General features: G+C 60.7%; 26 protein-coding genes. 8 read left to right on the top strand and 18 right to left on the bottom strand.

The annotated features are described in order from the left end of the window. Positions 1–9: 9 nt before the first annotated feature. Positions 10–489: an RNA pyrophosphohydrolase gene (locus tag Q8X51_RS09980; RefSeq protein ID WP_003176750.1), complete on the bottom strand. Its 480-nt coding sequence runs from the start codon at positions 487–489 to the stop codon at positions 10–12. 143 nt (positions 490–632) lie between these two features. On the opposite strand from Q8X51_RS09980, the gene Q8X51_RS09975 reads away from it, so the two are divergent. Continuing rightward, positions 633–1,292 carry an HAD family hydrolase gene (locus Q8X51_RS09975; RefSeq protein ID WP_065924349.1) on the top strand — a complete coding sequence of 220 codons (660 nt, stop codon included), beginning with the start codon at positions 633–635 and terminating at the stop codon, positions 1,290–1,292. Between the two features lie 24 nt (positions 1,293–1,316). Here the strand turns inward: Q8X51_RS09975 and Q8X51_RS09970 are convergent, their stop codons facing one another. Together Q8X51_RS09970 and ilvA are read right to left on the bottom strand one after the other, a co-directional pair. Beyond that, positions 1,317–1,733, bottom strand: a complete 417-nt coding sequence (locus Q8X51_RS09970) for a DUF2269 family protein (protein ID WP_407693687.1) — start codon at positions 1,731–1,733, stop codon at positions 1,317–1,319. Positions 1,734–1,774: 41 nt separating this feature from the next. Then, complete coding sequence (ilvA, locus tag Q8X51_RS09965) at positions 1,775–3,289, bottom strand: threonine ammonia-lyase, biosynthetic (RefSeq protein WP_141607549.1); 1,515 nt, start codon at positions 3,287–3,289, stop codon at positions 1,775–1,777. A 137-nt stretch (positions 3,290–3,426) separates the two neighbouring features. Here ilvA and rpiA point away from each other — a divergent pair, with 137 nt between their 5' ends. After that, positions 3,427–4,098: a ribose-5-phosphate isomerase RpiA gene (rpiA, locus tag Q8X51_RS09960; RefSeq protein ID WP_065924352.1), complete on the top strand. Its 672-nt coding sequence runs from the start codon at positions 3,427–3,429 to the stop codon at positions 4,096–4,098. Positions 4,099–4,116: 18 nt separating this feature from the next. Here rpiA and Q8X51_RS09955 read toward each other — a convergent pair whose 3' ends face one another. From Q8X51_RS09955 to Q8X51_RS09940, 4 genes are all read right to left on the bottom strand, one after another. Continuing rightward, a complete protein-coding gene (locus tag Q8X51_RS09955) occupies positions 4,117–5,031 on the bottom strand; it encodes an SdiA-regulated domain-containing protein (protein ID WP_027608420.1) in 915 nt (304 codons plus the stop codon). 121 nt (positions 5,032–5,152) lie between these two features. Continuing rightward, positions 5,153–6,079 (bottom strand): SdiA-regulated domain-containing protein, encoded by a 927-nt coding sequence (locus tag Q8X51_RS09950; protein WP_065938078.1) that lies wholly within the window; start codon positions 6,077–6,079, stop codon positions 5,153–5,155. Between the two features lie 336 nt (positions 6,080–6,415). Next, the gene (locus tag Q8X51_RS09945; protein WP_027608418.1) at positions 6,416–7,081 is read right to left on the bottom strand and encodes a fumarylacetoacetate hydrolase family protein; all 666 of its coding nucleotides are present in this window, start codon (positions 7,079–7,081) and stop codon (positions 6,416–6,418) included. 22 nt (positions 7,082–7,103) lie between these two features. Beyond that, complete coding sequence (locus tag Q8X51_RS09940; protein WP_065948776.1) at positions 7,104–8,498, bottom strand: FAD-binding oxidoreductase; 1,395 nt, start codon at positions 8,496–8,498, stop codon at positions 7,104–7,106. Between the two features lie 366 nt (positions 8,499–8,864). Here Q8X51_RS09940 and serA point away from each other — a divergent pair, with 366 nt between their 5' ends. Further along, positions 8,865–10,094, top strand: coding sequence for a phosphoglycerate dehydrogenase (gene serA, locus Q8X51_RS09935; RefSeq protein ID WP_027608416.1), 1,230 nt, complete (start codon positions 8,865–8,867; stop codon positions 10,092–10,094). Positions 10,095–10,161: 67 nt separating this feature from the next. Here the strand turns inward: serA and Q8X51_RS09930 are convergent, their stop codons facing one another. Continuing rightward, on the bottom strand, positions 10,162–10,602 hold the full coding sequence (locus tag Q8X51_RS09930) for a DUF4399 domain-containing protein (RefSeq protein ID WP_027608415.1): 441 nt from the start codon (positions 10,600–10,602) through the stop codon (positions 10,162–10,164). A gap of 134 nt (positions 10,603–10,736) precedes the next feature. Between Q8X51_RS09930 and Q8X51_RS09925 the strand changes: the two genes are divergently transcribed. Then, a complete protein-coding gene (locus Q8X51_RS09925; protein WP_051429424.1) occupies positions 10,737–11,261 on the top strand; it encodes a transporter substrate-binding domain-containing protein in 525 nt (174 codons plus the stop codon). Here the strand turns inward: Q8X51_RS09925 and Q8X51_RS09920 are convergent. Continuing rightward, entirely contained in the window at positions 11,212–11,694 is a 483-nt protein-coding gene (locus Q8X51_RS09920) for a DUF523 domain-containing protein (protein ID WP_027608414.1), read from the bottom strand. The two genes, Q8X51_RS09925 and Q8X51_RS09920, sit on opposite strands and share 50 nt — an antisense overlap. 2 nt (positions 11,695–11,696) lie before the next feature. Beyond that, the gene (locus Q8X51_RS09915; protein ID WP_065924356.1) at positions 11,697–12,329 is read right to left on the bottom strand and encodes a 2OG-Fe(II) oxygenase; all 633 of its coding nucleotides are present in this window, start codon (positions 12,327–12,329) and stop codon (positions 11,697–11,699) included. A gap of 131 nt (positions 12,330–12,460) precedes the next feature. Between Q8X51_RS09915 and Q8X51_RS09910 the strand changes: the two genes are divergently transcribed. After that, a complete protein-coding gene (locus Q8X51_RS09910; protein WP_027608412.1) occupies positions 12,461–13,213 on the top strand; it encodes a DUF2059 domain-containing protein in 753 nt (250 codons plus the stop codon). Between the two features lie 40 nt (positions 13,214–13,253). Here the strand turns inward: Q8X51_RS09910 and Q8X51_RS09905 are convergent, their stop codons facing one another. Further along, complete coding sequence (locus Q8X51_RS09905) at positions 13,254–14,195, bottom strand: alpha/beta hydrolase (RefSeq protein ID WP_065924357.1); 942 nt, start codon at positions 14,193–14,195, stop codon at positions 13,254–13,256. Positions 14,196–14,294: 99 nt separating this feature from the next. On the opposite strand from Q8X51_RS09905, the gene Q8X51_RS09900 reads away from it, so the two are divergent. Both Q8X51_RS09900 and Q8X51_RS09895 read left to right on the top strand, forming a co-directional pair. After that, complete coding sequence (locus Q8X51_RS09900; RefSeq protein ID WP_407693688.1) at positions 14,295–14,870, top strand: DUF6436 domain-containing protein; 576 nt, start codon at positions 14,295–14,297, stop codon at positions 14,868–14,870. Between the two features lie 31 nt (positions 14,871–14,901). After that, positions 14,902–17,256 (top strand): penicillin acylase family protein, encoded by a 2,355-nt coding sequence (locus Q8X51_RS09895; RefSeq protein WP_407693689.1) that lies wholly within the window; start codon positions 14,902–14,904, stop codon positions 17,254–17,256. A gap of 33 nt (positions 17,257–17,289) precedes the next feature. Here Q8X51_RS09895 and Q8X51_RS09890 read toward each other — a convergent pair whose 3' ends face one another. Next, positions 17,290–18,255 carry a GlxA family transcriptional regulator gene (locus Q8X51_RS09890; protein WP_065948772.1) on the bottom strand — a complete coding sequence of 322 codons (966 nt, stop codon included), beginning with the start codon at positions 18,253–18,255 and terminating at the stop codon, positions 17,290–17,292. Positions 18,256–18,547: 292 nt separating this feature from the next. Between Q8X51_RS09890 and Q8X51_RS09885 the strand changes: the two genes are divergently transcribed. Continuing rightward, on the top strand, positions 18,548–19,189 hold the full coding sequence (locus tag Q8X51_RS09885; RefSeq protein WP_065924361.1) for an HD domain-containing protein: 642 nt from the start codon (positions 18,548–18,550) through the stop codon (positions 19,187–19,189). Between the two features lie 111 nt (positions 19,190–19,300). On the opposite strand, the gene Q8X51_RS09880 is transcribed toward Q8X51_RS09885, so the two are convergent. From Q8X51_RS09880 to Q8X51_RS09855, 6 genes are all read right to left on the bottom strand, one after another. After that, a complete protein-coding gene (locus Q8X51_RS09880) occupies positions 19,301–20,185 on the bottom strand; it encodes an ABC transporter permease subunit (RefSeq protein ID WP_015886412.1) in 885 nt (294 codons plus the stop codon). After that, positions 20,182–21,102 carry an ABC transporter permease subunit gene (locus Q8X51_RS09875; protein ID WP_027608406.1) on the bottom strand — a complete coding sequence of 307 codons (921 nt, stop codon included), beginning with the start codon at positions 21,100–21,102 and terminating at the stop codon, positions 20,182–20,184. Before Q8X51_RS09875 ends, Q8X51_RS09880 begins: the two co-directional genes overlap by 4 nt. Beyond that, the gene (locus Q8X51_RS09870; RefSeq protein ID WP_027608405.1) at positions 21,099–22,241 is read right to left on the bottom strand and encodes an ABC transporter ATP-binding protein; all 1,143 of its coding nucleotides are present in this window, start codon (positions 22,239–22,241) and stop codon (positions 21,099–21,101) included. The genes Q8X51_RS09875 and Q8X51_RS09870 overlap by 4 nt, the downstream gene beginning before the upstream one ends. 66 nt (positions 22,242–22,307) lie before the next feature. Then, positions 22,308–23,402 carry a polyamine ABC transporter substrate-binding protein gene (locus Q8X51_RS09865; RefSeq protein WP_027608404.1) on the bottom strand — a complete coding sequence of 365 codons (1,095 nt, stop codon included), beginning with the start codon at positions 23,400–23,402 and terminating at the stop codon, positions 22,308–22,310. Positions 23,403–23,556: 154 nt separating this feature from the next. Beyond that, positions 23,557–24,651 (bottom strand): polyamine ABC transporter substrate-binding protein, encoded by a 1,095-nt coding sequence (locus Q8X51_RS09860; RefSeq protein WP_065948787.1) that lies wholly within the window; start codon positions 24,649–24,651, stop codon positions 23,557–23,559. Positions 24,652–24,835: 184 nt separating this feature from the next. Further along, a complete protein-coding gene (locus Q8X51_RS09855; RefSeq protein ID WP_065924362.1) occupies positions 24,836–26,200 on the bottom strand; it encodes an aspartate aminotransferase family protein in 1,365 nt (454 codons plus the stop codon). Positions 26,201–26,203 lie beyond the last annotated feature (3 nt).

Genomic DNA, 26,203 nt, shown 5'->3' with positions numbered 1-26,203 from the left:
ACTCCGTCGTCAGTCGCGCGCTAAAAGGCGCGGGGCAAGCTCTTTGAGAGCGCGACGATAAACCTCGCGCTTGAATGTCACCACCTGGCCCAGCGGGTACCAATAACTGACCCAACGCCAGCCATCGAACTCCGGCTTACCGGTCAAATCCATCCGCACCCGCTGCTCGTTGGAGATCAGGCGCAGGAGAAACCATTTCTGCTTCTGGCCGATGCACAGCGGTTGGCTGTGGGTACGCACCAGGCGTTGCGGCAAACGATAGCGCAACCAGCCCCGGGTACAGGCCAGAATCTGCACATCTTCACGCTCAAGGCCGACTTCTTCGTTCAACTCACGGTACAAGGCGTCTTCAGGGGTTTCGTCGGGGTTGATTCCGCCTTGAGGAAACTGCCAGGCATCTTGGTTGATTCGGCGAGCCCATAGCACCTGTCCGGCATCATTCGTAAGAATAATCCCGACATTAGGACGGAAACCATCGGGGTCGATCACGGCAACAACCTCGCAAACGCATGTCGCCGCATTGTTCCACAAAGGTTGTTCCAGCGGCAACGAGGCTTCTTACCTTATGTGCACTCTTGTGAAAAGACCGTATTCTGGACGCCTTTTTACAGACTTTTCAGCGAGTAACTGCAATGCGCCTGGCTTTATTCGACTTGGACAACACCCTTCTCGGCGGTGACAGCGACCACGCTTGGGGCGATTACCTCTGCGAACGGGGGATTCTCGACGCGGTCGCCTACAAAGCCCGCAACGACGAGTTCTACCAGGACTACCTGGCCGGCAAGCTGGACAACGCCGCCTACCTGAACTTCTGCCTGGACATCCTCGGCCGCACCGAGATGGCCCAGCTGGACGAATGGCATAACGACTATATGCGCGACTGCATCGAGCCGATCATGCTGCCCCTGGCTGCTGAACTGCTGGCCAAGCACCGCGCCGCTGGCGACAAGCTGGTGATCATCACCGCCACCAACCGTTTCGTCACCGCGCCAATTGCCGCACGCCTGGGCGTCGAGACGCTGATCGCCACCGAGTGCGAGATGGAAAATGGCCGCTACACCGGGCGCAGCACTGATGTGCCGTGTTTTCGTGAAGGCAAGGTGACGCGCTTGAATCGGTGGTTGGAAGAGACTGGCTACAGCCTGGAAGACAGTTACTTCTACAGCGACTCGATGAATGACCTGCCGCTGTTGGAGCAGGTGACGCATCCGGTGGCGGTGGATCCGGATCCGAATCTGCGCGCTGAAGCCGAGAAGCGGGGTTGGCCGGTGATTACCCTGCGTAGCGAGTAACCGTGGTGAGCGGGCTTGCCCCGCTCACCACACCGGCTTGGCGCCCATGAGCCCGGCAATCGCCACAAACCCCACCAGGCTTACCACCGCCAGCACCAAGGTGAAATTCAAGCTGCCGCCCTCGCCTTTGCGCAGCCGGTTAAGCCGTGCCACCAGCCAGAACCAGGCCAGCGCGGCCACGGTGTAGAGGATGCTGGAACCCAGGATCCAGGTCTGCCCCAGCGGCCAGCCGACCAGGTGCACCAGCCACCAGCCGGTAAACGGCATGCTGACCATGCAAACGCCCATCAGCAACCACACGAACGCCCACGGGCGTTGCACAGTCACGGCCGGGCCGTCGCTGCGCTTGCGCCAGGCCAACAGCGCCAGGCCGAGGCCGCTGAGCAGCAGCAACACCGTGGCGGCGATGTGGATAACTTTGAGGGTGGTCAGGGTTTCCATATGTCGTTTTCCTTAAAGGCCGCCCCAATCAGCGTAGTCGCTCAACCGAGAAACAGTTTGTAGGCCGGGTTATCGCTTTCATCCCAATACGGGTAGCCAATGGCCTCCAGGGCCGCCGGTACCAGATGGCGCTCGTTCGCCGGCACTTGCAGGCCGGCGACCACACGGCCGTCAGCGGCACCGTGGTTGCGATAGTGGAACATCGAGATGTTCCAGCGTCCGCCCAATTTATTAAGAAAGTTGAACAGCGCCCCCGGACGTTCCGGGAATTCGAAACGGAACACCACTTCATCACTGACCTTGGCCGCATGCCCGCCGACCATATGGCGGATGTGCAACTTGGCCAGTTCGTTCTCGGTCAGGTCCAGCACCGGGAAACCCTGGCCGGTGAGGCTGGCGATCAGCGCACTGCGCGGGTCGTTTTCCGGGTGGGTCTGCACGCCGACAAAGATGTGCGCTTCGCTGCCGGAGTGGTAGCGGTAGTTGAACTCGGTGATCTGGCGCTTGCCCACCGCCTCGCAGAACGCCTTGAAGCTGCCCGGTTTCTCAGGGATGGTCACGGCAATAATGGCTTCGCGGCCTTCACCCAGCTCGGCGCGCTCGGCCACATGGCGCAGGCGGTCGAAGTTGACGTTGGCGCCGGAGTCGATGGCCACCAGGGTCTGGCCGGTGACGCCACGGGTCTCCACGTATTTCTTGATCCCCGCCACACCCAGCGCGCCGGCCGGCTCGGTGATGGAGCGGGTGTCGTCGTAGATGTCCTTGATCGCCGCACAGATTTCATCGGTGCTGACGGTGATCACTTCATCCACATAGTGTTTGCAGATGTCGAAGGTGTGCTGGCCGATCTGCGCCACTGCCACGCCATCGGCAAAGATACCCACGGTGGGCAGCACCACACGCTCGCCGGCGGCCATGGCAGCTTGCAGGCAGTTGGAGTCGTCCGGTTCGACGCCGATGATCTTGATCTCCGGGCGCAGGTATTTCACGTACGCCGCAATGCCCGCAATCAGCCCGCCGCCGCCCACCGGTACGAAAATCGCGTCCAGGGGCCCCGGGTGCTGGCGCAGGATCTCCATCGCCACGGTACCCTGCCCGGCAATGGTGTGCGGATCGTCGTAGGGGTGAATGTAGACGTAGCCTTTTTCGTCGACCAGCTTCAGCGAGTAGGCCAGGGCTTCCGGGAAGGAATCGCCGTGCAGCACCACTTTACCGCCACGGGAGCGCACGCCTTCGACCTTGATCTCCGGAGTGGTCTTGGGCATCACGATCGTGGCCTTGACCCCCAGCACCTTGGCCGCCAGGGCCAGGCCCTGGGCATGGTTGCCCGCCGAGGCCGTGACCACGCCGCGTGCACGCTCTTCAGCCGTCAATTGAGTCAGCTTGTTGTACGCGCCGCGAATCTTGAACGAGAACACCGGCTGCAGGTCTTCACGCTTGAGCCAGACCTTGTTGCCCAACCGCTCGGAGAGCTGGCGGGCGGTCTGCAGCGGGGTTTCTACGGCAACGTCATAGACGCGCGAGGTGAGGATCTTTTTGACGTACTGTTCAAGCATCGGCGGAAATCTCTGGGCGGGTTGGGCAGGGCCAAGGAGTCTAACCCAGCGTTTGGCCGGGCGACCACACGAATCCGGAGGTTTTGTTGGGTTATACTCGCGCGCCTCGATAACTCCCCGCCCGTTCCGGAGCCCGCATGACCCAGGATCAACTCAAACAGGCAGTGGCCCAGGCCGCCGTCGATTTAATCCTTCCCAAACTCGACGACAAGAGCATCGTCGGTGTCGGCACCGGCTCCACCGCCAACTGCTTTATCGATGCGCTGGCCCGGCACAAAGGCGCATTCGACGGCGCCGTGGCCAGTTCCGAAGCCACCGCCGCGCGTCTCAAGGGCCATGGCATTCCGGTGTACGAACTCAACACCGTGAGCGACCTGGAGTTCTACGTCGACGGCGCCGATGAAAGCGACGAACACCTGAACCTGATCAAGGGCGGCGGTGCAGCCCTGACCCGCGAGAAGATCGTCGCGGCGGTGGCCAAGACCTTTATCTGCATCGCCGACGCCAGCAAGCTGGTACCGGTGCTCGGCGCGTTCCCGCTGCCGGTGGAAGTCATCCCGATGGCTCGCAGCCACGTAGCCCGCGAACTGGTAAAGCTCGGTGGCGATCCGGTGTACCGCGAAGGCGTGTTGACCGACAACGGCAACATTATCCTCGACGTGTTCAATATGCAGATCACCCACCCGGTGGAGCTTGAGACCCAGATCAACGCCATCGTCGGCGTGGTCACCAATGGCCTGTTCGCTGCGCGTCCGGCGGATGTGCTGCTGCTGGGCACTTCCGAAGGCGTGAAAACCCTTAAAGCCTGATGCAAAACCCAATGTGTCTCAGGGATTGGGTTTCTTGAACACATAAAACAGGTTCGGCTCGCTGACCAGGTACAACGTACCCTCGTCATCCATGGCGATTCCTTCGGCCTGGGGCACCCGTTTTTTCAGGCCATGGCGTCCATTGAGCAGAGACAGGCTGCTCAATGGGCGACCGTCGATGTCCAGCTCCAGCACCAGGAACGACTCATCCGACAGCGCCAGCAAATGACCGCTGCGCTCGTCGTATTGCAGGCTCGACAGGTCGCGTACAAACAACCCGGCATCGCGCTTGGGGTTGTTGATCACGTGCACCGAGTAGGTTTTTTCCGGTTTGAAATGGGGAAAGCCGTGGACCTCGTAGATCAGCATCGGGTCGCGTTCCTTGGCCACGAACAGGCGCTTGCCCACCGAGTCATAGGCCAACCCCTCAAACCCCTTGTTGCCCCCGACATGCAGGCCCAGGGTCATCTGTTCCGCATCGGCGGCGTCGAGGAATTGGGTATCGTCGTCCACATGCACCTTGATCAACCGCTGCTGGCGCTCGTCGGTGATGACATAGATGTTGTCGCTGATAAATTCCACCGCCTCGGCATCACCAAACCCCACCAACGGGATGCGTCGCAGGATCTTGCCCTCAAGGGACAGCTCGATCAGCTCGGCGTTTTTATTGGTGACGGTAAACAGGCTCTTGCGTACCGGATCGTAGGTGAGGGCCGAGACATCGTCGTCGAGCCCTTCGATAACCTGGGCTTCAAGGGTCACTCGGTAATCCGCCAGGCCGATGGAGCGCTCGTCCGCCGGCTGACGCCAGGCCTGCCAGTTGAACCAGGCGCGCTCGAACAGGCGAAAATGCTGCGCAACAGCCCCGGCGCTGACCAGGGCGATCAACACCAGCATAAAAAGAATGGGTTTGGGGCGGGCAAATCGACGCATCGGGCGGTGCTCAAAGTCAAAAGTGGCGAATGAATATCACGCCTGTCTGAATTTAAACTTAAACGCGCCCCGGTGTCTGGCGAATGCCGCTAATAGAGAAATATCCGACGTGATTCGTCTGTTATTTCTGCTTTTCGAAACGATAGAACAGGTTTGGCTCACTGACCATATAAAGCGTGCCGTCCTCATCCATCGTTACCCCCTCCGCACGGGGGATGGTGTTCTTGAGGCCGTTGAAGCCACCGAGCAGGGTCATGAAGCTGACTTGTTCACCCTTCTCATCCAACTCCAGCAACAAGTGGGAGTCGGCCGATAACACCAGCAGATGGCCGGTGCGCGGGTCGATGGCCAGGGCCGAAAGGTTGCGCATGTCCAGCTCTTTGCTGGCCAGTTTCTGTTTATCGCCGACAAGGGTCTGGCTGCCGTCGCTTTTCCAGGTGAACAACGCCGGCGGCCGCTCTTCTCCCAGCACAAATTGCTGATTGCGCTTGTCCCAGGTAAGCCCCTCGAACGCTTTGTTCTGATCCTTGGACGGGCCCAGGTCATAGCTCGGGAAGTCGGCCTTGTTCAATTGCTGGGTGGCAGCGTCGATCTTGACGATGGTCAGGTTGTGCTGGCGTTCGTCGACCACGGCCATCAGGCCATTTTCCATCACGGTCACGCCTTCCGGGTTGTCCCAGCCATTGAGCGGCATCTTGCGCAATACATCGCCTTGCAGGCTCAGCTCGACCAGGAACGGGTTTTTACCCATGACGGAAAACAGGGTTTTGGTCTGCGGGTTATAGGAGACGTCCGAGGCTTCGTCTTTCTCCATGCCCGGCAAAACCTTGGCGTCGATGACAACGTGATAGTCAGGCAACCACACACTTTCGCTGCGCTCGGCGGGCGTTTCAAAGCCCTCCAACAGCCACAGCACGCCGCGATCGTCCCAATGCATGGCCCAGGAAATGCCGTACACGATGGCACCCGCCAGAAATAGCCAGGAATACCAGCGCAAGGCAAAGCGAGAGCGCGGCTTGGGTGTGGCGGAAGGCAGGGACACGGCCATTGGGTGCTTTTCCGGAAAGTCAGCGGTAGGTGATAGCACAGGATCAATGGACCCGCGCGCAGGAGGCTGAGGATTATCCGGATGGGGTGTGAAAAAAATGCAAAAGCCGATGCACGAGATGGATTCGGACCCAATGTGGAAGGGGGCAAGCCCTAATGCCAGTCAGTTAAGCGTACATCGCCTCCTGTAGGAGCGAGCTTGCTCGCGAAAAACGTCAACGATAACGCGTGCTTCCTGAATGAACGCGGCGCCTGTGAGTTTTTCGCGAGCAAGCTCGCTCCTACAAAAAGCCTTAACTGACTGGCATTAGGGCAAGCCCCCTTCCACATCAGGTGCTTATCGAACGCTGCTTTCGAAACGATTCACGCCGGTCAATTCCAACACCAGGTCATCACCCACATTCAATGGGCCCACGCCGGCCGGGGTGCCGGTGAGGATCACGTCGCCGGCCTGCAGCGAGAAGCAGCCGGCCATGTACTGGATCATCGGCACGATCGGGTTGAGCATGCTCGCGCTGTTGCCGTCCTGGCGCACTTCGCCATTGATGGTCAGGCGAATGCCAATATCGGTCACGTCCGCGAAGGTGCTGCCGACCACGAACGGCGCAATCACCGCCGCGCCGTCGAAGGACTTGGCGATTTCCCACGGCAGGCCCTTGGCTTTCAGCTCGGATTGCTTGTCGCGCAGGGTCAGATCCAGGGCCGGGGCGAAACCGGAGATGGCGTCCAGCACCTCTTCACGGCTGGGCTTGTTCGACAGCGGCTTGCCGATCAGCACCGCGATTTCCGCCTCGTAGTGCACCGAACCGCGCTCGGTCGGAATGCTGAAACCGCCTTCCAGCGGGACGACGCAACTGCCCGGCTTGATGAACAGCAACGGCTCGGTCGGCACCGGGTTGTCCAGTTCCTTGGCATGTTCGGCGTAGTTACGCCCAATACACACCACTTTACCGACAGGAAAGTGGATATTGGTGCCGTCGACATACTTGTGCTGGTAGCTCATGAAACGACTCCTTCGGGGGCGGTTAAACCGCGAAAATCTTGCCAGGGTTCATGATCCCGTTCGGGTCGAACACCGCCTTCACTGCTTTCATGTATTCGATCTCAACCGGCGAACGGCTGTAAGTCAGGTAATCACGCTTGGTCATGCCCACGCCGTGTTCGGCGGAGATCGAGCCGTTGTACTTCTGAACGGTTTCGAACACCCACTTGTTCACCGTGGCGCACTTGGCGAAGAACTCATCCTTGCTCAGGTTTTCCGGCTTGAGGATGTTCAGGTGCAGGTTGCCGTCGCCGATATGGCCGAACCAGACAATTTCGAAGTCCGGGTAGTGTTCGCCGACGATAGCGTCAATTTCCTTCAAGAACGCCGGAACTTTGGAGACTGTGACCGAAATATCGTTCTTGTACGGCGTCCAGTGGGAAATGGTCTCGGAGATGTACTCGCGCAGTTTCCACAGGTTATGCAACTGGGTTTCGCTCTGGCTCATCACGCCGTCCAGCACCCAGCCCTGCTCGACGCAGTGCTCGAAGGTTTCCAGGGCGTGGTTGGCGACTTCTTCGGTGGTGGCTTCGAATTCCAGCAGCGCGTAGAACGGGCACTCGGTTTCGAACGGCGCCGGCACATCGCCACGACCGAGGACTTTGGCCAAGGCCTTGTCGGAGAAGAACTCGAAGGCGGTCAGGTCCAGCTTGCCCTGGAAGGCGTGCAGCACCGGCATGATCGAGTCGAAATCGGTGGTGCCGAGCACCATCGCGGTGAGGTTTTTCGGCGCACGGTCCAGGCGCATGGTGGCTTCGACCACAAAGCCCAGGGTGCCTTCGGCGCCGATAAACAGTTGGCGCATGTCATAGCCGGTGGCGTTCTTGATCAGATCGCGGTTCAGCTCCAGCACATCACCCTTGCCGGTGACGACCTTCATGCCAGCCACCCAGTTGCGGGTCATACCGTAGCGAATGACCTTGATTCCGCCGGCATTGGTGCCGATATTGCCGCCAATCTGGCTGGAACCGGACGACGCGAAGTCTACCGGGTAGTACAGGCCTTTTTCTTCGGCGACGTTCTGCAATTGCTTGGTGACCACGCCCGGCTGGCACACGGCGGTGCGGTCGGTGAGGTTCACGTCGAGGATCTGGTTCATATAATCGAACGAGACGACCACTTCGCCATTGGCCGCCACGGCAGCAGCCGACAGGCCGGTACGACCACCGGATGGCACCAGCGCCACCTTGTGCGCATTGGCCCAACGGACGATGGCCTGCACCTGCTCGGTGGTCTTGGGGAACACGATGGCGGTCGGCGCGGGCGCGAAGTGCTTGGTCCAATCCTTGCCGTAAGCCTCCAGGGAGTCGGCGTCGGTCAGCACTTTGCCGGGCTCAACCAGGGTCTTTAGCTCATCAATCAGGGCAGGATGGGTCATCGACAGAACTCTCGAACAATTCATGGTCATCCTGAGAACGCTTCACGTCGCAGGAATAGGTGTTTAGCGGGGCGCGTATGCTAGCATACCGCCCCCGCAGGACAGAGCCCAAGGGCGTTTCTGCGGTGACGGCTTTCCTGCCGTCCGGGTCAGCTCTGTGCCCTGATTTACCAATACGTTTCTGTTTGACGAGTGGCTGTTGTCGTCAGGCAAGGCGCCGCGACGACTCATAGCTGGCTATGGGGAGGAGCGGCAACGCAGCATGACGGCAACAGACGCCGTCAAACGGGAACAGTATTGGTGAATCAGGGCACATCCGGCTATTCGATTCCCTGCCATTTTTCTCCGGGATACAGGTTTACGCAGATGAGCAAGACTTCTCTCGATAAGAGCAAGATCAAGTTCCTTCTTCTGGAAGGCGTCCACCCATCGGCCGTCGACGTACTGAAGGCCGCCGGGTACTCCAGCATTGAGTACATCACCAGTTCTCTGCCGGAAGCCCAGCTCAAGGAAAAGATCGCCGACGCGCACTTTATCGGCATTCGCTCCCGTACTCAGCTGACCGAAGAGATCTTCGATCACGCCAAGAAACTCGTGGCGGTCGGCTGTTTCTGCATCGGCACCAACCAGGTCGACCTCGACGCAGCGCGCGAGCGCGGCATTGCAGTGTTCAACGCCCCGTACTCCAACACCCGTTCCGTGGCGGAGCTGGTGCTGGCCGAGGCCATCCTGCTGCTGCGCGGTATCCCTGAGAAGAACGCTTCCTGCCACCGTGGCGGCTGGATCAAGAGCGCGGCCAACTCCTTCGAAATCCGGGGCAAGAAGCTGGGTATCGTCGGTTACGGCTCGATCGGCACGCAACTGTCGGTACTGGCCGAAGGCCTCGGCATGCAGGTGTTCTTCTACGACACCCTGACCAAGCTGCCATTGGGCAACGCCACCCAGGTGTCGAGCCTGACCGAGCTGCTGGGCATGTCCGACATCGTCACCCTGCACGTTCCGGAAACCGCCGAGACCCAGTGGATGATCGGCGAGAAGGAAATCCGCGCCATCAAGAAAGGCGGCATCCTGATCAACGCTGCACGGGGCACCGTGGTCGAGCTGGACGCCCTGGCCGACGCGATCAAGGACAAGCACCTGATCGGCGCCGCAATCGACGTGTTCCCGGTGGAGCCACGCTCCAACGACGACATCTTCGAAAGCCCGCTGCGTGGCCTGGACAACGTGATCCTGACCCCGCACATCGGCGGCTCCACCGCTGAAGCCCAAGCCAACATCGGCCTGGAAGTGTCGGAGAAGCTGGTCAAGTACAGCGACAACGGTACCTCGGTCTCGTCCGTCAACTTCCCGGAAGTGGCCCTGCCGGCTCACCCTGGCAAGCACCGCCTGCTGCACATCCACCAGAACATCCCTGGGGTGATGATGGAGATCAACAAGGTGTTCGCGGAAAACGGCATCAACATCTCCGGTCAGTTCCTGCAGACCAACGAGAAGGTCGGCTACGTGGTGATCGACGTCGACGCCGAGTACTCGGACCTGGCGCAAGAGAAGCTGCAGCACATCAACGGCACTATCCGTAGCCGCGTGTTGTTCTAACGCTGCACACGCTGCACAAAAAATGGGAGACCCGCAGGGGCCTCCCATTTTTTTGTCTGAACAAATCTTACTTGACGTTAACCGTGATCACTTTCGAGGCTACAGTGGGCTCGAATTGGCGATGCACGTTGTCGCCTGCGACCAGTTGCAGGGTGTGCTTGCCTGGAGCCAGGGTCAGTTCGGTTTCAGTCTGCGCCTTACCGAAGTGAATCGACGTGGCGGTGGCTGGGATGGCCTCATCAGCCTTCAGCGACTGTACATCCTGGTCTACCAGCAGATGATGGTGGCCGGCGTTTGGTACTTGCTTGTCGATAGGCTCAAGGTCCAGGCCCTTGACGCCGAATTTGACGGTGAAGGTTTTGTCGACGGTCGCGCCATCCTTGGGCGAGACGATAAACACCTCAGCCCCCTTGGGCGCGGGGGTACGCGGAACATCGGCGGCATTCGCCAACATCGAGGCACCCAGCAGCAGGCTGGCAATGGTTGCACGGGACAATAGGGCTTTCATTCGCTTCTCCAGTTTTTCCATGAAATCTGTAGGGTTCTGACAACTTCGCGACAAATTGCTGTCCAAGGCACTCACCACCATAGCAAAGCGATGCTGAACGGCGCCTCGCACATTCGAATTCTTTAGGAGTGACCATGCGCTTTTCGCCTGGCCTGTTACTGTTGCTGCCCCTTCTGAGCCCCCTGGCTCATGCCGAACTGATCGACGATGTAAACGATCGCGGCGAACTCCGCATCGCCCTTGAAGCCAACACACCACCGTACAATTTCAAGGAAGGCGACAAACTCACCGGCTTTGAAGTCGAGCTGGGTGAACTGCTGGCAAAGGAAATGGACGTGCGCCCCTCGTTTATCACCACCGACGATGCCGACATGCTGCCGGGGGTCTCAACCGGCAAATACGATGTGGCCATCAACCATGTCGCTATGACTGCCGAGCTTAAGGATCAGTTCGATTTCAGCGAGGCTTATCACGACAAGCCTGAACTGGCGATCCCGTTCCAGAAGGGCAACCCGGCCTTCAAGACCAGCCTGGACGGGGCGTTGAAGCGGGTGAAGGACGATGGCCGATTAAAGGCACTGTCCCAGAAGTGGTTCGAGGACCAGGCCCCTACAGGCGCGCCAACGCCAGTGCCGCCGCAGGCAACTCCAGCTCACTGAACACCTGCACGCCATGGCGCTTGAGCAGCGCCGCCGTGACGCCCTCGCCACTGACCTTGACACCGGTGAAAGTACCGTCATAGGTCAGCAGGTTGCCGCAGGACGGGCTATTGGCCTTGAGAATGGCGATGCGGATGTGATGGCGCTGCACCAACGCCAAGGCTTGCCGGGCGCCGTCGAGGAAGGCGGCGCTGAAGTCTTCGCCCTCGGCCGTCAACACTTGGGCGCGGCCTTCCCACACATCGATGCCCTGCCCACCTGGAATCTCGGCAGAGGGCCTGGGCGTCGGCAGACCGCCCGACACTTCCGGGCAGATCGCAACCACGCGCCCTTCAGCCTGCCACGCCGCCAGTTGATCGAACGGCCCGCTGGCCCCACCGTCGTAGCGCACCTTGTGGCCAAGCAGGCAGCGGCTGATCAGAATCTTTTGCATGGTTAGAACGGCTCGTTGCCGCGCCGACGAAACCAGCCGGTGAGAGACAGGCGCTCGCGCGTAGCCGGCATGACTTCGTGGGGCACTTCGCCCGACAGGAACACCACCAGGCATCCACCGCTGGGCACCACGTCGTATTCGACGCCGTCCTTGAGGTACATACGCAACTGGCCACCGTGCTCGGGCAACCAGGCGTCGTTCAAGTAGATCACCGCCGAAACCATGCGCCGATCATCGTCGCGGAACCGGTCCAGGTGCCTGAGGTAAAACGCGCCGGGGGGATACATCGCGAAGTGGCTTTCGAAATCCTCAAGGCCGAGGAACAAACCACGGTTCATCGCCAGGCGCAGCGTGTCCATCAACGCCATATAGCTGTCACAGACCGCCGCGTCGCCCTCCTCCAGCCACTGGATATGGTCGCCGCGAATACCCTCGCGAATCTCCTGGGCCGGCCCGCGCCCCACTGCCGCCGGGGCCAGTTCACCCTCGGCCGCACGTTTACGGCACTCAGCCGCCAGTTCCAGGGTCAGAGCCTGGGGCAGGAAGCCGTTCTGCTGCGACCAGCCTTTTTCGGCCAGGTCATCGACGATGCGTTGCAGCAGGGGGTGATCGAGGGGTATTTGCATGGCGCGCATAGTATCCATACGCCTGTGAATCCGACAGAGCCGCCGAGCGTCTGAATACACTTTAGTCAGCTGACTGATAGGACTTCTCGACAAATCCTACGCCCGACACGGACAATAGTGGCCGACTGACAGGAGTCCATATGCGTCGTTTGTTTTTTTCCTTGCTGATGTTCTGCGTTTTGCCCGCCTGGGCAGACGGCCATGACCAGTTGTACAAGGTCGCCGGCTGGGCCGAACAACGTGCGCATTTCAATGACGCCCTCAGTGCTGCCCAGCAACGCTACCGTAACAGCCTGCCGCCGGCGGTGTACCAGGCGCTGGTGGACAACAGCAACAAGCGCTTTGCCGCCCAGGCCATGGACCAGCGCGCCGAAGCCCAGTTACGCAAGCACCTGGCGGACCCTGCGCCGGCCCTGGCGTTTTTCCAATCGCCCCTGGGCCGCAAGGTCGTTGCGGCCGAGTTGCTGGCCACGCGCCGCGACCAGTTGGCAAAAAACGCCCAAGGCCTGCCGCACATCGAGGCTGACGCCACTCGCAGCCTGATCATCGGCCACCTGGCCCAGGCCTTGCCCGCCCGCGAAGCCGGGGCGGAAGTGAGCCTGGCGATCGCCGGCGTGGCCGCCGACAGCTTGAGCCAGATGATCCCCGGCCTGCTGGGTGGCGGCCAGGCCCAAGGCATGCTGAATGGCCAGCGTGAGCGGCTGATGCAACAGATTGGCAATGACCTGAACAACACTCTGCTCTACGTCTATCGGGATTTGTCCGACCCGGAGCTGGAAGAGTTCGCGACGTTTGCGGAGTCACCGGAAGGTAAGGCGTATTACCAGGCGGCGCTGGCGGCGATTCGCGCAGGTCTGGCAGTCGGCCAGAGCACTTCAAGCCTGACGCAGTAATAAAATGTGGGGGCTTGCCCCCTCCCACATTTGGACTGCGTTATTTCAGATGGTCCGTCAAATACCGGAAGTACTCTTCGCGAATCTCAGGAATCTCATTCGCCAAGTGATGCCGGCCGCGCGGCAGCATCAACACCTCGGGCTGGTCGAACTTGCCCCGCAGCACCTGCAAGTTGTGCTGCCAATCCACCGTCATGTCTTCCTCACCCTGCACAATCACCGGCCGCCGAGGGCTGCGCGGGGCGGCTTCGATGCGTTTGATCCAGCGCGCCAGGGCACCTACCCAGGCGGTGGGCAGTTGGCGGGGTTGCAGCGGGTCGGCTTCCAGGAACGGCTTGAACGCCGGGTCGTGAGTGTTCTCGCTGAAACGCCGGGCGATGCCTTTGACGAACGGGCGCAGCAGGTAATAGCTGACCTGTGACCATCCCCACGCACGCGGCCGCACCAGCGGTGAGAGCAGGAAGGTCTTGCCCTGGGCGGGGCTGTCGGCCCCCCGATTGAGCAAGTGATCCACCACCACCGCGCCGCCGGTGCTTTGCCCGAACAAGTGCCAGGGCTGCGGCAATTGCAGCGCTTGGGCCTGGGCGAACAGTGCCTGCACCACATCCTGGTACACGGCAAAATCATCGATGCTGGCGCGCGCGCCGCTGGATAAGCCATGGCCCGGCAAATCGCAGGCGATTACCACAAAGCCCTGGTCCAGGGCCCAGTCCACCACGTGGCGATACAGGCCCATATGGTCGTAGAAGCCGTGGAACATAAACATCGTCGCCACCGGCACGGGCGGCCACCACACCTGGGCGACCACCTCGAACCCAGCCACCTCGAAACGCCCCAGCCGACTCACTGTCGGCACTTTGCGTGCACTCAGGTCCAGTCCGTAGAAACGCTGGTAGACCCGTGCTTCGGCTGAAAGCGGTTGCGCATCCACCAGGGGCCGCAGGCTTTCGCGAAGGTGATCAGGGTCAAAGGTCACAGGCATAAAGGCTTCCAGACTTGCGGCGAAGATGAATATCGAGCTGCGATATTCATCTGTCAGGACAAGCATGGCAAGCTACGCGACCTGCGAGGATAGATCCGAATGCGACAGCCTTACCGTAACGCCCTGTTCGCCAGCCTGATCCTGATCATCTGCGCCGGCGTGCTGTGGGCGGCGTATGACTGGTTCCAGGGCCGCTACCTGCGCGCTTTCAGTGAACACACGGCAGTGTTTTCCGGCGATGCCCTGCAACTGCCCGCCGAACTCGCAGGCCCCGGGCCGATCCGCCTGGTGCACTTCTGGGATCCGGCTTGCCCGTGCAATGTCGGCAACCAGCAACACCTGGGCGAATTGATCGAGCAGTACGCGCCCCAGGGCGTCGAGTTCTATGCCCTGCAAAAAGCCGGCAGCCACGGCCAGTTGCCCGATAACCTGCGCAAGATGAAAACCCTCACCGCCCTGCCCGGCGCCGGCGAGGTGCCGGCCAGCCCCGCCGTGGGCATCTGGGACCGCACCGGCAAGCTCGCGTATTTCGGGCCCTACAGCGAAGGGCTGACGTGTAATTCCAATAACAGTTTTATCGAGCCGATCCTGAAAGCCCTTGAAGCCGGCCGAGACGTGAACGCCACGCACACCCTGGCGGTGGGCTGCTATTGTTCGTGGTCGAAAGATGAGTAGCCCGCCACCCCACTCTTGGTAAGGAATGTTCATGAAGCGCGTCCTGCAGGTTCTTGCGGTTCTGCTGGTGCTGATCGGCCTCGGTGCGGGCTGGTACGTCTACAGCAAGCAACCCACCCGCCAGGGCACGGTTGAACTGGCCAACCTGCAAGGCTCGGTCACCGTGCGCTACGACGACCGTGGCGTGCCGCATATTCGCGCCGAGAACGAGACCGACCTGTATCGCGCCCTGGGCTACGTGCATGCCCAGGACCGCCTGTTCCAGATGGAGATCATGCGCCGCCTGGCCCGTGGCGAACTGGCCGAGGTGCTCGGACCGAAGCTGCTGGAGACCGACAAGTTGTTCCGCAGCCTGCGCATTCGTGACCGCGCCGCCACCTACGTGGCCCAGCAGGACCATGAGTCGGCGCACTGGAAGGCCCTGCAAGCCTATCTGGACGGGATCAACCAGTATCAGGACAGCCACGCCCGCCCGATGGAGTTCGACGTACTGGGCATCCCCAGGCGCGCGTTTACCGCCGAGGACACCATCAGCGTCGCCGGGTACATGGCCTACAGCTTTGCCGCTGCGTTTCGTACCGAGCCCTTGCTGACTTACGTCCGCGACCAACTGGGCAGCGACTACCTGAACGTCTTCGACCTCGACTGGCAACCCAAGGGCGCCCTCAACCTGGCCGACAGTGACTGGAAAACCCTCGGCGCCCTCGCCGCCCTGAGCGAGCAGGCGTTGGCCGACAACGGCTTGCCGCAATTCGAGGGCAGCAACGCCTGGGCCATCAGTGGCAGTCGCACCAAGAGCGGCAAACCGCTGCTGGCGGGTGACCCGCATATTCGCTTCTCGGTGCCGTCGGTGTGGTACGAGGCGCAGCTGTCGGCGCCGGGCTTCGAGCTGTATGGCTATCACAACGCGCTGGTACCCGTGGCGTTCCTGGGGCACAACCTGGATTTCGGCTGGAGCCTGACCATGTTCCAGAACGACGACCTCGACCTGATCGCCGAAAAGGTCAACCCGGACAACGCCAACCAGGTCTGGTACCACGGCCAGTGGGTCGACATGACCCGCAGCGAGCAACAGATCGCCGTAAAAGGCCAGGCACCGGTCAGCCTCACCCTGCGCCAGTCACCCCACGGCCCGATCGTCAATGACGTGCTCGGCGACAACGGCGGCAAGACGCCAATTGCCATGTGGTGGGCGTTCCTCGACACCCAGAACCCGATCCTCGAAGGTTTCTACCAGCTCAACCGCGCCGACACGTTGGCCAAGGCCCGTACGGCGGCGTCCAAAGTGTCGGCACCGGGGCTGAATATCGTGTGGGCCAATGCCAGGGGCGATATCGGCTGGTGGGCGGCGGCACAGTTGCCGATTCGCCCGGCAGGTGCCAACCCAGGGTTTATCCTCGACGGCAGCACCGCCGAAGCCGACAAGCTGGGCTTCTACCCCTTCAGCGCCAACCCCCAGGAAGAAAACCCGGCGCGTGGCTATGTGGTCTCGGCCAATGCCCAGCCGGTGTCGCCCACCGGCATGGAAATCCCCGGTTATTACAACCTCGCCGACCGTGGCCAGCAGTTGAACGCGCAGTTGAGCGACAAGAGCGTGAAGTGGGATGTGATCAACAGCCAGGCCCTGCAACTGGGCACCACCACCGCCTTCGGCCCGCGCCTGCTGGCGCCTCTGTTACCGGTGCTGCGTGAGGTGGTCACGGACCCGGCACAGTTGAAGCTGGTGGAACAGCTTGCCAGCTGGAAGGGTGACTACCCACTGGATTCCACCAGCGCCACGCTGTTCAACCAGTTCCTGTTCAACCTCGCCGACGCGGCCTTCCACCCGAAGCTGGGTGACGGGATGTTCAAGACCCTACTCACCACCCGCGTGATCGACGCCGCCCTGCCCCGCCTGGCTGCCGACCCGGCCTCGCCCTGGTGGGACGGCAAGCGCGCCGACACCGTCAAGCGGGCCTGGGACAACAGCCTCGCGCACCTCAAGACCACCTTCGGCGATGACCCGACGCAATGGCAGTGGGGCAAGGCTCATACCCTGACCCACGGTCATCCGCTGGGCTCACAGAAACCCTTGGACCTGATCGTCAACGTCGGCCCGTTCCCGGCACCCGGCACCCACGAAGTGCCGAACAACCAGTCGGCCGTCATCGGCCCCGCGCCGTGGCCAGTGACCTACGGCCCGTCCACTCGCCGCCTGATCGACTTTGCCGACGTGGCCCACGCCCTCACCATCAATCCGGTGGGGCAAAGCGGCGTGCCGTTCGACAAGCACTATGGCGACCAGGCCGAGACCTATATCGAAGGGGGTTACGAGCAGGCGCATTTCAGTGATGAGGAAGTCACGGCCAATACCCGCAGCACGCTGAAACTGCTGCCGGCGCGATAGCCCCTTGGAAATCGGTCAACCTGTGGAAGGGGCTTAGACCGGTGCCGCAAAATTGAGCCGGAACTGTTGCGGCGTCACGCCCAGCCGGCGGTTGAACACGCTGCGCATGTGCTGGGCATCGCGAAACCCGCATTGGTAGGCCACGGTCTTCAGCGGCGCATGCGTGCTTTCGAGCATCACCCGCGCCGCATCCACCCGCGCCCGTTCGACAAACTCCGCTGGCGTAATCCTCGCCTCACGGGCAAACACCCGGGAGAAGTTGCGCGCGCTCATGTTGGCGGCCTTGGCCAGGTCGGCGATGGTCAGGTCACCCGTCAGGTTCGCCAATACGTATAACTGCACCAGCGCCACCGCCGAGGTGGTTTCGGCGTGGGGCGTGAGGAACGGGCTGAACTGCGACTGCCCACCCGAGCGCTGGGTGAACACCACCAGGCGCTTGGCCACGCTCAACGCCACTTCCGGGCCGTGGTCCTGGGCCAGCAGGTACAGCGACAGGTCGATGCCTGCCGTGACGCCCGCCGAGGTGTAGAGATTGCCATCCTGTACGTAGAGGCGGTCGGCTTCGATCTGGGCCGAGGGGCACAGACGCGCCAGGTCGGCGGCGTCGTTCCAATGGGTGGTGACGGTTTTTCCGTCCAGCAATCCGGCGCGCGCCAGCATGAAGGCCCCGTTGCAGATTGAGCCAAACCGTCGCGCCCGGGCGGTGGCGCCACGCAGCCAATCATCGAACGGAGCGCCGAAGTCCTCGAAGGGTAACTGCGGGCCGCCCGCGACCAGCAGCAGGTCATAGGCCTGCAGGGCTTCGCTGTAATGATTATGGGCCTGGAGTGACAGGCCATTGGAAGCCGCCATCGTGCCGTGGCCTAAACCTATCACTTCCAACTGGTAATGATCTTCGGGCACCAGAAAGCGGTTGGCCTCGTAGAACACGTCCATGGGACCGGTCACATCCAGTGACTGGACGCCGGGGAAGATCAGGATCGCGACGGTCTTGTGCATGCTCACAGACACCTTTTTCTAGCGGAATAAAATGCAAACCCTGTGGGAGGGGGTTTGCTCCCGATGGCGCTGTATCAGTCAGCAGATGCAGTGCCTGGTACTCAGCAATCGGGAGCAAGCCCCCTCCCACACTGGGATTTTCGCAGGCTTCCAGAGTGATATCGCCCGCTACACCCTAGTCGATTTCTGCTTGGCACGATGTGTCGGCACATTGGCCGGGATCGCGCCCTCACCGCGATGTTCGCTGCACCGACCAGCGACCAAACTGACTGCTTTCCAGAGGAGAACCACCATGACCACCACCATCGCCGGTATCAAGATCCCGGACAGCGCCCTGGCCAAAGCCACCACCGACTACATCCGCGACATCGAATCCGACCTGCTCTACCACCACTCCCGCCGGGTGTTCCTGTTCGGCGCATTGAGCGGTGAGCGCAAGCAACTGGCCTACAACCCGGAGCTGCTCTACGTCGGCGCCATGTTCCATGACCTGGGCCTGGTGGCAGGCCATCGCAGTGATGACCAGCGCTTCGAAGTGGACGGCGCCAACGCCGCCGCGGCCTTCCTCAAGCCTTACGGGCTGAGCGACGACGATATCGAACAGGTGTGGCTGTCCATCGCCCTGCACACCACGCCGGGCGTGCCGCAACACCTGCGCCCGACCGTGGCACTGGTGACCGCCGGTGTGGAAATGGACGTGCTGGGCATGGACTACGCCGCGTTCAGCAGCGTGCAGCGCGAAGCCGTGGTGCATGCGCATCCACGCGGTGAAGGGTTCAAGGAGTGCATCATCTGCGCGTTTGCCGACGGCTTGCGCCATCGCCCGCAGACCACGTTCGGCAACGTGAAGACCGATGTGCTGGTGGATCAGGAACCGGGGTTCAAGCCAATGAATTTTGTCGAGGTGATTCGCAAGTCGCCGTGGTTGGCGTAGCGGAGTTGAAATGCGATCAAATGTGGGAAGGGCTTGCCCCCGATAGCTGAGTGTCAGTCACTGCATCTATTGACTGACCCACCGCCATCGGGAGCAAGCCCCCTCCCACATTTAGACCGGCGCTGGAGCCCGACGCTTGTCCGGCTGCTGCCAGCCATCGGCGGCGGCTTCTTCAATCGCCTGCTGGATGGCCTTCTTGCGCATCTCTTCGGCACGCCGGCTGAAGAACCACACCAGGAAGGTCACCAACGACACTGCCAGCAGAATCAGGCTGGCCACGGCGTTGATCTCGGGTTTAACCCCAAGGCGCACGGCCGAGAACACTTCCATCGGCAACGTCGTCGAACCCGGTCCCGAGACGAAGCTGGCCAGTACCAGGTCATCCAGGGACAGTGCGAACGACATCATGCCGCCCGCCGCCAGCGACGGCGCGATCATCGGGATGGTGATCAGGAAGAACACCTTCCACGGCCGTGCACCCAGGTCCATCGCCGCTTCTTCGATCGACAGGTCCAGCTCACGCAGGCGCGCCGATACCACCACCGCCACATAAGCGGCACAGAACGTGGTGTGGGCGATCCAGATGGTGACGATGCCACGCTCCTGGGGCCAGCCGATCATCTGCGCCATGGCCACGAACAGCAGCAGCAGCGACAGACCGGTGATCACTTCCGGCATCACCAACGGCGCGGTCACCAGGCCGCCGAACAGCGTGCGGCCCTTGAACTGGCTGATGCGCGTCAGCACAAACGCCGCCAACGTACCCAGCGCCACGGCGGCCACCGCCGTGTAGCAGGCGATTTCCAGGGAACGTGCCACCGAGCCCATCAACTGGGTGTTGTCCAGCAGGCCCACGTACCACTTGATCGACCAACCGCCCCACACCGTCACCAGCTTGGATTCGTTGAACGAGTAGATCACCAGGATCAGCATCGGCAGGTAGATGAACAACAACCCCGCCACCAGCATGAAGCTTGAGAAACTGACGCGCTTCATATCTTGCCCTCCATCTCTTTGGCTTGGCTGCGGTTAAACAGAATGATGGGCACGATCAGGATCGCCAGCATCACCACCGCCAGGGCAGACGCCACCGGCCAGTCACGGTTGTTGAAGAATTCTTGCCACAACACTTTACCGATCATCAGGGTTTCCGGGCCGCCGAGCAGTTCCGGGATCACGAACTCGCCCACCACCGGGATAAACACCAGCATGCAGCCGGCGATGATGCCGTTCTTGGACAGCGGCACGGTGATTTTCCAGAAGCTGTTGAAGGTGCTCGAACCCAGGTCCGATGCGGCTTCCAGCAGGCTCTGGTCATGCTTCACCAGGTTGGCGTACAGCGGCAGGATCATGAACGGCAGGTACGAATAGACCACGCCGATATACACCGCGATGTTGGTGTTGAGGATCTGCAGCGGTTCGTTGATCAGCCCCATGGACATCAGGAAGCCATTGAGCAGGCCGTTGTTGCTGAGGATGCCCATCCACGCATACACGCGGATCAGGATCGCGGTCCAGGTCGGCATCATGATCAGCAGCACCAGCACGGTCTGCATCTCTTTGCGCGCGGTGGCAATGGCATAGGCCATCGGATAGCCGATCAGCAGGCACAACAGTGTGCTGAAGAACGCCATCTTCAGCGAGCCCAGGTAAGCCGCGATGTACAGCTCATCACCTGCCAGCAAACTGTAGTTGGCCAGGTTCAGCACCACCTGCAGCTTCTGCTCGACGTAGGTGTAGATCTCGGTGTACGGCGGGATCGCCACGTCGGCTTCGGCGAAGCTGATTTTCAGGACGATGAAGAACGGCAGGGCGAAAAACAGGAACAGCCACAGGAACGGAATCCCGATGACCACCTGCTTGCCGCTGGGGACGATGCGGTGCAAGCGCCGCTTGAGCTTCTTCATGTTCATGTGCGCAGTACCACGCCGCTATCGTCTTCCCACCACACGTACACCTGGTCACCCCAGGTTGGGCGCTGGCCACGGCGTTCGGCGTTGGCGACGAAGGACTGCACCAGCTTGCCGCTTGGCAGCTCGACGTAGAACACCGAGTGGCCGCCCAGGTAGGCGATGTCGTGCACCTTGCCGCTGGACCAGTTGTGTTCGCAGGTCGGCATTTCGGTGGTGACCAGCAGTTTTTCCGGGCGGATGGCGTAGGTCACCGACTTGTCTTCCACCGAGGTGGCGATGCCGTAGCCCACGTAGATGTCACGGTCCAGGTCCGGGCACTTGAGCACCGCGTGACCTTCGGCGTCATCCACCACCTGGGTGTCGAAGATGTTGACGTTACCGATGAATTCGCACACCAGGCGGCTGGTCGGCGTCTCGTAGATGTCGATCGGGCTGCCGATCTGGGCGATCCAGCCCAGGTGCATGATCGCGATGCGCTCGGCCATGGTCATGGCCTCTTCCTGGTCGTGCGTCACCATCACGCAGGTCACGCCGACGCGCTCGATGATCTCCACCAGTTCCAGTTGCATCTGCGAACGCAGCTTCTTGTCGAGGGCGCCCATGGGCTCATCGAGCAGCAGCAGTTTCGGGCGCTTGGCCAGGGAGCGGGCCAGCGCCACCCGCTGACGCTGGCCACCGGACAACTGGTGCGGCTTGCGCTTGGCGTACTGGCTCATCTGGACCAGCTTGAGCATTTCGGCCACGCGGGCATCGACTTCGGCCTTGGGGATCTTGTCCTGTTGCAGGCCGAACGCAATGTTCTGCGCCACGGTCATGTGTGGGAACAAGGCGTAGGACTGGAACATCATGTTGATCGGCCGCTCGTAGGGCGGCATATCGGTGATGTCCACGCCGTCGAGGTAAATCCGACCTTCTGTCGGGCGCTCGAAGCCTGCGAGCATGCGCAGCAGGGTGGACTTGCCCGAACCCGAACCGCCGAGCAAGGCGAAGATCTCGCCTTTCTTGATTTCCAGGGACACATCGTCCACGGCAATCGTCTCGTCGAACTTCTTCGTGACCCGGTCGATTTTGACCAGCACCTTTTTCGGTGTCTGGTCGCCCTCGAGGGCTTTCTTATAGGCGCCGGAGGCAACTGCCATTTACGAAACTCCCAAAAAAAAGAGTGCAGTTCGCCCGAGGCGGGCGAACCTTGGATAGTTTGAGCCTTACTTGCCCGTCTTGACCTTGGTCCAACTACGGGTCATTAAACGTTGCACTTTCGGGGGTAGCTCGAAGTTGACGAATGTCCGGTCGAGAACCGCCTGCGGTGGGTAAACCGCTTCGTCGGTGCGTATCGATTGCTCCATCAGTTTGTCCGCCCCTGGGTTAGGGTTGGCGTAACCGACGGTGTCACTGACCTGGGCGATCACCTCAGATTGCAGTAAATAGTTGATGAAGGCGTGGGCTTCCTTGATGTTGGTGGCGTCCTTGGGAATCGCCAGCACGTCAAACCACAGGTTGCCGCCTTCCTTCGGAATTGCGTAGGCGATGTTCACGCCTTTGCCCGCTTCGCTTGCGCGAGCCTTGGCCTGGAACACGTCGCCGGAGAACCCGGCGGCCACGCAGATGTTGCCGTTGGCCAGGTCCGAGATGTATTTGGAAGAATGGAAATAGGTCACGTAGGGCCGCACTTTGAGCAGCTTTTCCTCGGCCTTCTTGTAGTCTTCAGGGTTGGTGCTGTTAGGGTCCAGGCCCATGTAGTTGAGCACCGCCGGCAGCATTTCATCCGCCGAGTCCATGAACGACACACCACAGGTGGCCAGCTTCTTCATGTTTTCCGGTTCGAACAGCACGGCCCAGGAGTCGATCTTGTCGACACCCAGCACTTCCTTCACTTTGTCGACGTTGTAACCGATGCCGTTGGTACCCCACAGGTACGGCACGGCGTACTGGTTACCCGGGTCGTTCTTCTCCAGGCGCTTGAGCAGCACAGGGTCCAGGTTGGCGTAATGAGTCAGCAGCGACTTATCGAGTTTCTGGAACGCCCCGGCCTTGATCTGCTTGCCAAGGAAGTGGTTGGACGGCACTACCACGTCATAGCCGGTACGCCCGGCCAGTAACTTGCCTTCCAGGGTTTCGTTGGAATCAAACACGTCATACACGGGTTTGATGCCGGTGGCCTTTTCGAAGTTGGCCAGGGTGTCGGGACCGATGTAATCCGACCAGTTATAAATATGCACGGTCGGTGCGGCCTGCACGCTGACAGCCAGCGTGAGACCTGCACCTACCAGCAAGGCTTGGCGAAACAAAGAAATTGGCAAGTGGAGGTCCTCTTAAATAGTTGGGCCCAAAGTTGTTGCCCGGCAACAAAACCGGCGCGCAACTTACCCTCGATAAACCGATCCGGCAAAACTTTCTGTCATTTATTTGTTTCATTAACCACCGCGGGGCGCGCGGTGGTTAATGAAGGCCGGTTTATTTACCGGATTTGATCTTGGTCCAGCTGCGTGTCATTTCACGCTGGGTGGCAGCCGGCAAGTCCGCAATGGCGTAGAGCTTGGCTTGCACATCCGCTGGCGGGTAGATGCCCGGGTCATTGGTGATGTCTTTGTCGACCAGTGCGGTGGCCTTCTCGTTACCGTTCGGGAAACGCACGCTGTTGGTGATCGAAGCCATGACTTCCGGCTTGAGCAGGTAGTTCATGAACTTATAAGCGGCGTCGACGTTTTCGGCATCTTTAGGGATGGCGACCATGTCGAAGAAGCTACCGGCGCCTTCTTTCGGAATGTCGTAGGCAACTTTCACCTTGCCACCGGCTTCAGCCGCGCGGGACTTGGCCTGCTGGATGTCACCCGAGTAACCCACGGCGACGCAGATGTTGCCGTTGGCCAGGTCGGAGATGTACTTGGACGAGTGGAAGTAGCCAATCGAAGGACGGATTTTCAGGAACAGGTCTTCGGCTTGCTTGAGGTCTGCCTTCTTCTGGCTGTCGGTTGGCAGGCCCAGGTAATGCAGCGCGATCGGCAGCATTTCGGTCGGCGAGTCGAGGAAGCTCACGCCGCAGCTTTTGAGCTTGGCGATGTTTTCAGGCTTGAGCAGCACGTCCCACGAATCGATCTTGTCCACGCCCAGCGCGGCCTTGACCTTGTCCGGGTTGTAGCCGATGCCGATCGAACCCCACATGTACGGGAAAGCGTGCTTGTTGTCCGGGTCGCTGACCGACACGGCTTTAAGCAGGGAGGTGTTCAGGTTGCCGTAATTGGGCAGCTTGGACTTGTCCAGCTCCTGGTAGACACCGGCCTTGATCTGCTTGGCGAGGAAGTTGTTCGACGGTACGACGATGTCGTAGCCGGACTTGCCTGCCAGCAGCTTGGCTTCAAGTGTCTCGTTGCTGTCAAAAACGTCGTACACCACCTTGATGCCCGACTCTTTTTCAAAGTTGGCGATGGTGTCCGGTGCAATGTAGTCGGACCAGTTGTAGACGTGCAGCACTTTATCGTCTGCCTGGACCGCGCCCGCCATTGCGCCCATCAGGGACAAGGCAAGGAGGGTCTTGCCAGCGTTCTTCAAACCTAATGCCTTCATTTGGTGATGCTCCAATTTTTTCTTTTTTGGGCCACGTTCTTTTTTCGTTTCGCGGCCCTTGCAGAGGGCAACAAAACAGGGCGACAGTCTGGCAAGTTCAGGGGCCGGCTTTCAACCAAAGCCCCCCACATTTATAACTGCCCAGTGCGCTGCGCACTGAGCCTAGCACTTAGCCCTGCAATGCCGCCAAAGTCAGGTCCAGGCAATGACGAGCCTTGGTCACCAGCTCGTCGATTTCAGCCTTGCTGATCACCAGAGGCGGTGAAATGATCATGGTGTCGCCCACGGCGCGCATGATCAGGCCATTCTCGAAGCAGAAGGTTCGGCAGATCATGCCGACACCACGGCCCTCGTAACGCTTGCGCGTCGCCTTGTCCTGAACCAGCTCAATTGCACCGAGCATGCCGACACCGCGCACCTCACCCACCAACGGGTGATCCGCCAGCTCCCGCAGACGTTTCTGCAAATACGGTGCCGTTTCGTCGTGGACGCGGTTAACGATTGTTTCATCGCGCATGATGCGGATGTTTTCCAGGGCCACGGCCGCGGCCACCGGGTGACCGGAGTAGGTGAAACCGTGGTTGAAATCACCGCCTTCGTTGAGCACGGCCACCACGTCGTCGCGCACGATCAGGCCACCCATGGGGATGTAGCCCGAGGTCAGGCCCTTGGCGATGGTCATCATGTGGGGCTTGAGGTCGTAGAAATCGCTACCGAACCACTCACCGGTACGGCCGAAACCGCAAATCACTTCGTCGGCCACAAACAGGATGTCGTACTTGGCGAGGATTTCCTTGATGCGCGGCCAGTAGCTGTCCGGCGGCACGATCACGCCACCGGCGCCCTGGATCGGCTCGGCAATAAAGGCACCGACGTTGTCCACACCCAGTTCCAGGATCTTCTCTTCCAGTTGGTTGGCGGCCCAGACCCCGAACTCTTCGGGGCTCATGTCGCCGCCTTCGCCGAACCAGTACGGCTGGGCGATATGGACGATGCCCGGGATCGGCAAGTCGCCCTGTTCATGCATATAGGTCATGCCGCCCAGGCTGGCGCCAGCCACGGTGGAGCCGTGGTAGCCATTCTTGCGGCTGATGATGGTTTTCTTGTTCGGCTGGCCCTTGATCGCCCAATAGTGGCGGACCATGCGCAACATAGTGTCGTTGCCTTCGGAGCCGGAGCCGGTGAAGAACACGTGGTTCATGCCGGCAGGCGCGATGTCGGAAATCGCCTTGGCCAGCTCCAGCACCGGCGGGTGAGCGGTCTGGAAGAACAGGTTGTAGTACGGCAGTTCTTTCATTTGCCTGGCGGCGGCGTCGGCCAGTTCATCGCGACCGTAACCGATCGCCACGCACCACAGGCCGGCCATGCCGTCGAGGATCTTGTTGCCTTCGCTGTCCCACAGGTAAACGCCGTGGGCTTTGGTGATGATCCGTGGGCCTTTCTCTTTCAATTGCTTGAAGTCGCTGAACGGCGCCAGGTGGTGATCACTGCTCAAGGCTTGCCATTCACGGGTTTGCGGGTTGTTGCTGGACATACC

This window comes from Pseudomonas sp. Yb2C2, assembly GCF_052112325.1.
Taxonomy (GTDB): Bacteria; Pseudomonadota; Gammaproteobacteria; order Pseudomonadales; family Pseudomonadaceae; genus Aquipseudomonas; species Aquipseudomonas marginalis.
Note: the sequence above shows the minus strand (reverse complement) of the source record. Positions and strands in the feature narration are given on the sequence as shown.

Bases quoted from the DNA above. Each gene is read 5' to 3' on its own strand.
- Q8X51_RS09975 (WP_065924349.1), top strand. From the start codon at position 633: ATGCGCCTGGCTTTATTCGACTTGGACAACACCCTTCTCGGCGGTGAC.
- Q8X51_RS09970 (WP_407693687.1), bottom strand. From the start codon at position 1,733: ATGGAAACCCTGACCACCCTCAAAGTTATCCACATCGCCGCCACGGTG.
- ilvA (WP_141607549.1), bottom strand. From the start codon at position 3,289: ATGCTTGAACAGTACGTCAAAAAGATCCTCACCTCGCGCGTCTATGAC.
- rpiA (WP_065924352.1), top strand. From the start codon at position 3,427: ATGACCCAGGATCAACTCAAACAGGCAGTGGCCCAGGCCGCCGTCGAT.
- Q8X51_RS09955 (WP_027608420.1), bottom strand. From the start codon at position 5,031: ATGCGTCGATTTGCCCGCCCCAAACCCATTCTTTTTATGCTGGTGTTG.
- Q8X51_RS09950 (WP_065938078.1), bottom strand. From the start codon at position 6,079: ATGGCCGTGTCCCTGCCTTCCGCCACACCCAAGCCGCGCTCTCGCTTT.
- Q8X51_RS09945 (WP_027608418.1), bottom strand. From the start codon at position 7,081: ATGAGCTACCAGCACAAGTATGTCGACGGCACCAATATCCACTTTCCT.
- Q8X51_RS09940 (WP_065948776.1), bottom strand. From the start codon at position 8,498: ATGACCCATCCTGCCCTGATTGATGAGCTAAAGACCCTGGTTGAGCCC.
- serA (WP_027608416.1), top strand. From the start codon at position 8,865: ATGAGCAAGACTTCTCTCGATAAGAGCAAGATCAAGTTCCTTCTTCTG.
- Q8X51_RS09930 (WP_027608415.1), bottom strand. From the start codon at position 10,602: ATGAAAGCCCTATTGTCCCGTGCAACCATTGCCAGCCTGCTGCTGGGT.
- Q8X51_RS09925 (WP_051429424.1), top strand. From the start codon at position 10,737: ATGCGCTTTTCGCCTGGCCTGTTACTGTTGCTGCCCCTTCTGAGCCCC.
- Q8X51_RS09920 (WP_027608414.1), bottom strand. From the start codon at position 11,694: ATGCAAAAGATTCTGATCAGCCGCTGCCTGCTTGGCCACAAGGTGCGC.
- Q8X51_RS09915 (WP_065924356.1), bottom strand. From the start codon at position 12,329: ATGCGCGCCATGCAAATACCCCTCGATCACCCCCTGCTGCAACGCATC.
- Q8X51_RS09910 (WP_027608412.1), top strand. From the start codon at position 12,461: ATGCGTCGTTTGTTTTTTTCCTTGCTGATGTTCTGCGTTTTGCCCGCC.
- Q8X51_RS09905 (WP_065924357.1), bottom strand. From the start codon at position 14,195: ATGCCTGTGACCTTTGACCCTGATCACCTTCGCGAAAGCCTGCGGCCC.
- Q8X51_RS09900 (WP_407693688.1), top strand. From the start codon at position 14,295: ATGCGACAGCCTTACCGTAACGCCCTGTTCGCCAGCCTGATCCTGATC.
- Q8X51_RS09895 (WP_407693689.1), top strand. From the start codon at position 14,902: ATGAAGCGCGTCCTGCAGGTTCTTGCGGTTCTGCTGGTGCTGATCGGC.
- Q8X51_RS09890 (WP_065948772.1), bottom strand. From the start codon at position 18,255: ATGCACAAGACCGTCGCGATCCTGATCTTCCCCGGCGTCCAGTCACTG.
- Q8X51_RS09885 (WP_065924361.1), top strand. From the start codon at position 18,548: ATGACCACCACCATCGCCGGTATCAAGATCCCGGACAGCGCCCTGGCC.
- Q8X51_RS09880 (WP_015886412.1), bottom strand. From the start codon at position 20,185: ATGAAGCGCGTCAGTTTCTCAAGCTTCATGCTGGTGGCGGGGTTGTTG.
- Q8X51_RS09875 (WP_027608406.1), bottom strand. From the start codon at position 21,102: ATGAACATGAAGAAGCTCAAGCGGCGCTTGCACCGCATCGTCCCCAGC.
- Q8X51_RS09870 (WP_027608405.1), bottom strand. From the start codon at position 22,241: ATGGCAGTTGCCTCCGGCGCCTATAAGAAAGCCCTCGAGGGCGACCAG.
- Q8X51_RS09855 (WP_065924362.1), bottom strand. From the start codon at position 26,200: ATGTCCAGCAACAACCCGCAAACCCGTGAATGGCAAGCCTTGAGCAGT.